The sequence below is a fragment of the Pseudomonas sp. UBA6276 genome (assembly GCF_002438365.1).
In the GTDB taxonomy this organism is placed as follows: Bacteria; Pseudomonadota; Gammaproteobacteria; order Pseudomonadales; family Pseudomonadaceae; genus Aquipseudomonas; species Aquipseudomonas coleopterorum.
The window spans coordinates 1-6,523 of record NZ_DJUS01000050.1 but is presented as its reverse complement, the minus strand read 5'-3'; the positions used below and the strand labels follow the sequence as shown (position 1 = coordinate 6,523).

Genomic DNA, 6,523 nt, shown 5'->3' with positions numbered 1-6,523 from the left:
CTGCCGGTCAGCACGTTGAACACGCCAGCGGGCAGGCCGGCCTCGGTGTAGATTTCGGCCAGCTTGAGGGTGGTCAGCGAGGTGACTTCGCTGGGCTTGAAGATCATCGCGTTGCCGGCGGCCAGCGCCGGAGCGGACTTCCACAGGGCGATCTGGATCGGGTAGTTCCAGGCGCCGATACCGGCGGTCACGCCCAGGGGCTCGCGGCGGGTGTAGACGAAGGACGTGTCGCGCAGCGGGATCTGCTCGCCTTCGATGGCAGGCACCAGGCCGGCGTAGTATTCGAGCACGTCGGCACCGGTGACGATGTCGACGTAGCGGGTTTCCGAGTAGGCCTTGCCGGTGTCCAGGGTTTCCAGCAGGGCCAGTTCGTCGTTGCGCTCACGCAGGATGTCGACGGCTTTGCGCAGCACGCGCGAGCGCTCCATGGCGGTCATCGCGGCCCAGATCTTCTGGCCCTTTTCGGCGCTGGCGACGGCTTTTTCGACGTCTTCGGCGGTGGCGCGCTGAACCTGCGCCAGCACTTCACCGGTGGCCGGGTTGACGGCATCGAAGGTGCCGCTGCCGCTGGCGTCCACGTAGCCGCCATCGATGTAGAGTTTTTGCGTTGGGAAACGGGCCATAAGATCCTCGCGGTGCAGTTAAGGTGGCAGCAGGCGAGGCGCGAAGCTTCAGCGCTGCTGTTTTGCCAGTTGCATGTCCATGTATTCGCAGGCGATGCGATGTGCCTGCGCGGTATCGAAAGCATCGCCCGACAGGGCGCCGCGCAACCACAGACCATCGATCAGTGCAGCCAGGCCGCGTGCGGCGCTGCGTGCCTGTTCCACCGGCAATTCACGGCGGAACTGGCAACACAGGTTGGAATACAGGCGGTGGTCGTTGATCCGCTGCAACCTGTGCAAGGACGGCTGGTGCATGCTGGTGGCCCAGAAGGCCAGCCAGGTCTTCATGGCCGGAGCGTTGACCTGGCTGGCGTCGAAGTTGCCTTCGATGATCACCTGCAGGTGCGCCCTGGCGCTGTCGTCGGTCAAGGCCTGTCGGCGCGTGGCGACGTTGTCGATCAGCATGTTCATCAAGTGGCGCATGGTCGCTGCGATCAGGCCGTTCTTGTCCTGAAAGTAGTGACTGATGATGCCGTTCGACACACCCGCCAGGCGGGCGATCAGAGCAATGCTGGCGTCACTCATGCCGACCTGGTCGACAGCCTGGAGCGTGGCTTCGATCAACTGTTGGCGGCGGATGGGTTGCATACCGACCTTGGGCATTGCGCGAATCTCCTTGGGCCTGCAGTACGGGCAGTGAGTGACAGCCGACTGAAGCCAGTCTAGTTTATTTTGATTGAACGATCAATCAATAAAAAAGGATGAGGGAATGTGTGCAGGGTTTTTAGAGGATCGGGGAGGGGAAGGCAATAAGGTTTGAGCGGGGGGTGTCAGACAGATTGCGGGGAGGCGTTCGCGGGCAGAGACCCGCTCCCACAGGCGGCGCGGAACCCTGTGGGAGCGGGTCTCTGCCCGCGAAGAAGACGCCGCGGTGTGTCAAACCGGCCGCGTCAGGGTTCCTGCCAGCGAGGATCAGCCCAGGTTCTTGCCCAGCAGGGCATGGTACAGCTCGGTATCCCCAAGAATACCCACCACCTGTTTGTCGCTGTCCTGCAGGACCAGTTTGTGGCCCGTCTGATAGCGGATCTGCAAGGCGTCGCGCATGCCGATGTCGGCACTGACCAGTGTCGGCCGGCGGCCCAGGCCTTCCATCGCTTGCCCGGGCGCCCAGCCTTGCACGTCGAGCACGGTGTCGCCCTGGCGTGCGCTGGTCAGCGAATTGCCGGCGCCCAGGTTCAGCCATGAATCCACGCCCGGATCCAGGCACACCGAACCGTTGACGCGGGTGCACTTGTCCAGGGTGCGCATCAGGCTGCGCCCGCACAGCACGTTGAGTGGATTGGTGTGAGCGACGAAGGTCCGCACGTAATCGTCGGCCGGGTTGAGGACGATCTCCTCGGGCACGCTGTACTGGACGATCCGCCCGTCTTTCATGATGGCAATGCGGCTGCCCAACTTCAGCGCTTCGTCCAGGTCATGGCTGACGAAGACAATGGTCTTGCTCAACTTGCGTTGCAGCTCCAGCAACTCGTCCTGCAGACCCTGGCGGATCAACGGGTCGAGCGCCGAAAACGGTTCATCCATCAGCAGGATGTCGGCGTCCATCGCCAGCGCCCGGGCCAGGCCCACGCGCTGCTGCATGCCGCCGGACAGCTCGTCGGGCTTCTTGTTGCGCCACTGGGTCAGACCCACCAGTTCGAGCTTCTCGTCGACCAGCTTGCGCCGTTCCTTTTCCGGACGGCCCTGCATCTCCAGGCCGAAACTGATGTTCTCGCGCACCGTTAGCCAAGGCATCAGGGCGAACTTCTGGAACACCATGGCGATGCGCTTGGTGCGCATCATCTTCAGTTCCGCAGGCGTGCACGAGGCGATATCGATCTGGCGGTCTTCATGCTCGACGAACAGCTTGCCGCGGCTCACCGTGTTCAGCCCGTTGATGCAGCGCAGCAGGCTCGACTTGCCCGAACCGGACAACCCCATCAGCACGCAGATCTCGCCCTTGTTGATGTCCAGGCTGGCCTTTTCCACGCCGACGATCTGCCCGGTCTTCTTCAGGATCTCGTTGCGGGTCAGCCCTTGGTCGAGCAGCTTCAACGCCTCGCGTGGGTCCTTGGCGAAGATCACATCGACGTTGTCGAATCGAATAATGCTCATGCATCACCCCCTATCTTGACGTCGGGTTGTTTGCAGATACGGTCGAGCATGATCGCCAGCAACACGATGGCCAGACCGGCTTCGAAGCCCAGCGCGATATCGGCGGTGTTCAGTGCGTTGACCACCGGCTTGCCCAGGCCATCGGCACCGACCAGGGCGGCGATCACCACCATCGACAGCGACAGCATGATGCACTGGGTGATGCCGGCGGCGATGCTCGGCATGGCGTGAGGCAATTCGATGCGCGACAGCAGTTGGCGGCGAGAGCAGCCGAAGGCCTTGCCGGCGTCCATCAGTTCCTGCGGCACGTCGCGGATGCCCAGGTAGGTCAGGCGAATGGGCGCGGCGATGGCGAACACTACCGTGGAAATCAGGCCCGGTACCACGCCCAGCCCGAACAGGGTGAGCGTGGGGATCAGGTAGACGAAGGTCGGTACCGTCTGCATCAGGTCGAGGACCGGCCGCATCATGGTGTAGAACATCGGCTTGTGCGCAGCGACGATGCCCAGCGGCACGCCGATGATCACGCAGACCAGGGTGGCGAACAGCACCTGCGCCAGGGTCTCCATGGTTTCCTGCCAGTACCCCAGGTTGAGGATCAGCAGGAACGACAGCGCCACGAACAGCGTCAGGCCCCATTTGCGCTGGATGAAATGCGCCAGCGCAGCGATCAGGGCGGTCAGTACGTAGGGGTTGAACCAGGTCAGACCGGCGGTGAAACCATGAATGATCGCTTCGAGCGTGGACGCGATGGCATCGAACGTCGAAGCCCCGTGTTGGGTGAGCCAGTCGACGAAAGCCGCGATGTACTCGCCCAGGGGGATCTTGTGGTCTGTCAGCATGGTAGTGAGTGTCCGCATGCGAGGAAACGAAGGGCCGGCCGGTGGGGCCGGCAACCGCCGGCCCGCCTGCCAGCGTTATTGCGCGAGCTTGGCCTTGACGGCTTCAAGACCCGGCTTGCCATCGACGGTGGTGACGCCCGCGAGCCAGGTGTCGAGCACCTGTGGATTGTTTTTCAGCCAGGCCCGAGCAGCGACGTCGGGTTTCTGCTTGTCGTCCAGGACGTTGCCCATCAGCGTGCTTTCCATGGCCAGGCTGAACTGCAGGTTCTTCAGCAACTGACCCACGTTGCTGCACTCCTGGGTGTAACCCTTGCGTGTGTTGGTATAGATGGTGGCCTGGCCGAAGTTGGGGCCGAAGAAGTCATCGCCACCGGTCAGGTACTGCAGCTTGAAGCGGGTGTTCATCGGGTGCGGTTCCCAGCCCAGGAACACCACGTCGGTGTTGCGCCGCTGGGCGCGGTCGACCTGGGACAGCATGCCGGCCTCGCTCGATTCGACCACTTTGAAACCGGCGTCCTTGAGGCCGAAGGCGTTCTTGTCGATCATGCTCTGGATCAAGCGATTGCCGTCGTTGCCCGGTTCGATGCCGTAGATCTTGCCGTCCAGCTCCTTCTTGAATTTGACGATGTCGGCGAAATCCTTCAGGCCCTTGTCGTACAGCGCCTGGGGGACGGCCAGGGTGTACTTGGCGTTTTCCAGGTTGGCCCGCACTGTTTCCACGGTACCGGCGTCGCGATAGGGCTTGATGTCGTTTTCCATGGTCGGCATCCAGTTGCCCAGGAAAACGTCCATGTTCTTGCCATCGGCCAGGGACTTGTAGGTCACCGGCACGGAAATCATCGTGGTCTTGGTCTTGTAGCCCAGTGACTGCAGCACCGCACTGGTGACGGCGGTGGTGACGGTGATGTCGGTCCAGCCGACATCGGAGAAATTCACAGTGGCGCATCGCGCCGGTTCCGCTGCTTGAGCCAGTACAGGCAGGCCCAGCAGGGTGGCCAGCAGAATCGATGTTGGACCTTTCATGGTGTGCTCCTGGTTTTCTCGGCGTGGGGCGCAAGGGCATGCCACGCTTGTTTGAATGCTCGATCGCCGCGTCCGCGACGGGTGCGCCGCCAAGGTGCCAGGCGATCGGGCCGTGAGTGATCATGTACCAGCGCAAATCAGCCGCCTACCGGGTGCGTCGTATCCAGTGCGGGCAGAGTCGCATCCAGTGTCGGTGACGTCGCTTACAGCTCATGGGCTTGCAGCAGCGACCTTACCCGCGACACCTGCGTACATCCACTTATATGAAGTTGCCACACGAACGTGCAGAGGCGAGCTGCACGCCTCTTTTTCGCGCGCAGCTCATCACCGGTGCCTTCGACCGCGCTCTGCAGTGGGCTGCGGCGAACAGCGTGCTTGTGGTGACACTTGGCGGTGCGCTACCCCAGCGGTTGCTACCGAATTGCTCAGACCCCACGGCGGGTATGCTTTTGAGGAGAATCGACGGTCGCCCGCGAAGGTCTTTCGCAGCGCTCTGCATAGCCCTGCGCGACGTCGTTTTCAGGCGCGGTGGAGTTCCCGACCAATTGTCGGCATGGGGTTTGCGTAGCAAAGCAAAGCCCCTGTTAAACAGAGGGCAATAACAAGAGCCTGCCTGAGGCCACCATCCGCTTCGCGTAAGGAGATACCGCAATGACATCCTTCACCACCGGCGCTCAGCCGCAGACTCGCAGTCCTCAGTCCATCGGCTTCCTGTTGCTCGACAACTTCACCCTCATCTCCCTGGCCTCGGCAGTCGAACCACTGCGCATGGCCAACCAGTTGTCCGGGCGCGAGCTGTATCGATGGACCACCCTGAGCGCGGACGGTGGCCAGGTGTGGGCCAGTGACGGCCTGCAGATCACTCCGGATTCGGCCATGCACAAGGCCGCGCCGATGGACACGGTGATCGTCTGTGGCGGCGTCGGTATCCAGCGTGCGGTGGGTCGTGATCACGTCAGCTGGCTGCAGAGCCAGGCACGGCAGTCCAAGCGCCTGGGTGCGGTCTGTACCGGCAGTTGGGCGCTGGCCTGCGCCGGTCTGCTCGATGGTTTCGAGTGCAGCGTGCACTGGGAATGCCTGGCCTCGATGCAGGAAGCCTTTCCCCGCGTGGCCATGAGCACGCGTCTGTTTACCCTGGACCGTAATCGTTTCACCAGTTCGGGCGGCACGGCGCCGCTGGACATGATGCTGCACCTGATCAGCCGCGATCACGGCCGCGAGCTGTCGGCGGCGATTTCCGAGATGTTCGTCTACGAGCGTATCCGCAACGAGCAGGATCACCAGCGGGTGCCGCTCAAGCACATGCTGGGCACCAACCAGCCCAAGCTGCAGGAGATCGTCGCGTTGATGGAGGCGAACCTGGAAGAGCCGATCGACCTGGACGAGTTGGCGGTGTATGTGGCGGTATCGCGACGCCAGCTGGAGCGGCTGTTCCAGAAATACCTGCATTGTTCGCCGTCGCGCTACTACCTCAAGTTGCGCCTGATTCGCGCCCGGCAGTTGCTCAAGCAGACGCCGATGTCGATCATCGAGGTGGCGTCGGTGTGCGGCTTTGTGTCCACGCCGCATTTCTCCAAGTGCTATCGCGAGTATTTCGGCATTCCGCCGCGTGACGAACGCGTCGGCTCCAATACCACCCAGCAGGTGGCGATGCTGCCGATCCCGCAAGCCATGGTCCTGGCCGGACCGTTGTCGGCATTGAGCCAGGCGCGCAACGAATCGACGTTTGCCAGTGTAAGGCTCTAGAACGACGCTGGCCTCTTCGCGGGCAAGCCCGCTCCCACAGGGACGGCGCCAAATTCGAAATCAACGCAAATCCTGTAGGAGCGGGTTTACCCGCGAAGAAGACGCCTCGGTGCATGGCACGGGCCTTGTCCGTGTTCGCGGGTAAACCCGCTCCTA

The 6,523-nt window shown here is 62.5% G+C and carries 6 protein-coding genes; 1 reads left to right on the top strand and 5 read right to left on the bottom strand.

Annotation, left to right across the window (positions count from 1 at the left end):
- The 5 genes from B2V21_RS05775 to B2V21_RS05755 form a co-directional block, all read right to left on the bottom strand.
- On the bottom strand, positions 1-623 hold a 623-nt coding region (locus tag B2V21_RS05775), incomplete at its 3' end, for an aldehyde dehydrogenase family protein (protein WP_286916296.1).
- Positions 624-671: 48 nt separating this feature from the next.
- The gene (betI, locus tag B2V21_RS05770) at positions 672-1,265 is read right to left on the bottom strand and encodes a transcriptional regulator BetI (RefSeq protein WP_043192360.1); all 594 of its coding nucleotides are present in this window, start codon (positions 1,263-1,265) and stop codon (positions 672-674) included.
- Between the two features lie 309 nt (positions 1,266-1,574).
- Positions 1,575-2,756 carry a choline ABC transporter ATP-binding protein gene (gene choV / locus B2V21_RS05765; RefSeq protein WP_056844666.1) on the bottom strand — a complete coding sequence of 394 codons (1,182 nt, stop codon included), beginning with the start codon at positions 2,754-2,756 and terminating at the stop codon, positions 1,575-1,577.
- The gene (gene choW / locus B2V21_RS05760; protein ID WP_043192362.1) at positions 2,753-3,598 is read right to left on the bottom strand and encodes a choline ABC transporter permease subunit; all 846 of its coding nucleotides are present in this window, start codon (positions 3,596-3,598) and stop codon (positions 2,753-2,755) included. Before choW ends, choV begins: the two co-directional genes overlap by 4 nt.
- Before the next feature lie 75 nt (positions 3,599-3,673).
- A complete protein-coding gene (locus B2V21_RS05755) occupies positions 3,674-4,621 on the bottom strand; it encodes a choline ABC transporter substrate-binding protein (RefSeq protein ID WP_049861401.1) in 948 nt (315 codons plus the stop codon).
- Between the two features lie 651 nt (positions 4,622-5,272).
- Between B2V21_RS05755 and B2V21_RS05750 the strand changes: the two genes are divergently transcribed.
- A complete protein-coding gene (locus B2V21_RS05750; protein ID WP_286916295.1) occupies positions 5,273-6,367 on the top strand; it encodes a GlxA family transcriptional regulator in 1,095 nt (364 codons plus the stop codon).
- Positions 6,368-6,523: the final 156 nt, after the last annotated feature.

Bases quoted from the DNA above. Each gene is read 5' to 3' on its own strand.
- choW (WP_043192362.1), bottom strand. From the start codon at position 3,598: ATGCTGACAGACCACAAGATCCCCCTGGGCGAGTACATCGCGGCTTTC.
- B2V21_RS05750 (WP_286916295.1), top strand. From the start codon at position 5,273: ATGACATCCTTCACCACCGGCGCTCAGCCGCAGACTCGCAGTCCTCAG.
- choV (WP_056844666.1), bottom strand. From the start codon at position 2,756: ATGAGCATTATTCGATTCGACAACGTCGATGTGATCTTCGCCAAGGAC.
- B2V21_RS05755 (WP_049861401.1), bottom strand. From the start codon at position 4,621: ATGAAAGGTCCAACATCGATTCTGCTGGCCACCCTGCTGGGCCTGCCT.
- betI (WP_043192360.1), bottom strand. From the start codon at position 1,265: ATGCCCAAGGTCGGTATGCAACCCATCCGCCGCCAACAGTTGATCGAA.